1 pseudogene is annotated in these 1046 nt (G+C 64.1%); it reads right to left on the bottom strand.

Annotation, left to right across the window (positions count from 1 at the left end):
• Positions 1–809: pseudogene (locus EN893_RS35380) on the bottom strand (carbamoyl phosphate synthase large subunit); the annotation flags it as partial.
• Positions 810–1046: the final 237 nt, after the last annotated feature.

Genomic DNA, 1046 nt, shown 5'->3' on the forward strand with positions numbered 1-1046 from the left:
ATCTCATACTCCTTCCAGCCGAGCACGCTTTCCTCGATCAGCACTTCGGTGGTCGGCGAGGCATCGAGGCCGGACTGGACGATCTCGTAGAATTCGGCCCTGTTATAGGCGATGCCGCCGCCGGTGCCGCCCATGGTGAAGGACGGGCGGATGATGGCCGGCAGGCCGACATGGTCGAGCGCCTGTGCGGCGATCGCCATGCCATGGCTGATGTAGCGCTGCTTGCGGTCGCCTTCGCCGAGGTTCCAGCGGGTCTCCAGCGCGTCGAGCGCGGCATCGAGATCGGCAGGCGCCTCGGCCTTGACGGCGGCGCGCTCGGCCTCATGCGTCTTGCGGTCGGTGTTCTTGACGTCGGTGGCGTTGGCCAGCATCGACTTCGGCGTTTCCAAGCCGATCTTCTTCATCGCCTCGCGAAACAGCGCGCGGTCCTCGGCCTTGTCGATGGCCGTGGCGTCGGCGCCGATCATCTCGACATTGTAGCGCTCGAGCACACCCATGCGGCGCAGCGACAGAGCGGTGTTGAGCGCGGTCTGGCCGCCCATGGTCGGCAGCAGCGCGTCGGGCCGCTCCTTGGCGATGATCTTGGCGACCACTTCGGGCGTGATCGGCTCGATATAGGTGGCGTCGGCCAGTTCCGGGTCGGTCATGATGGTGGCTGGGTTGGAATTGACCAGGATGACGCGGAAGCCTTCCTCCTTCAGCGCCTTGCAGGCCTGGGTTCCGGAATAGTCGAACTCGCAGGCCTGGCCGATGACGATGGGGCCGGCCCCGATGATCAGGATCGACTTGATGTCAGTGCGTCTTGGCATGTCAAAGGTCCGTTCGGCGGGCGGCTTGCACAAAAAACCGGGACGGGAAGACCCGGCCGGTTGTGCTCGCGATTCTGGTATCAGGCTAGGAGGGCCTTATAGGGAAGAGTTTTAACTGATGTAACCCCGAAAATGAGGGTTGTTGTGGGCGGCGCCAGCCGAGAAGCGCCTTGTTCCGGCGCGCCCCCCTTTACCCTGCCAGGCATCTCCCCCTCAAGGGGCAGGGCTATCGCATAT

It is taken from the genome of Mesorhizobium sp. M7A.F.Ca.CA.004.04.2.1 (genome assembly GCF_004022825.1).
Taxonomy (GTDB): Bacteria; Pseudomonadota; Alphaproteobacteria; order Rhizobiales; family Rhizobiaceae; genus Mesorhizobium.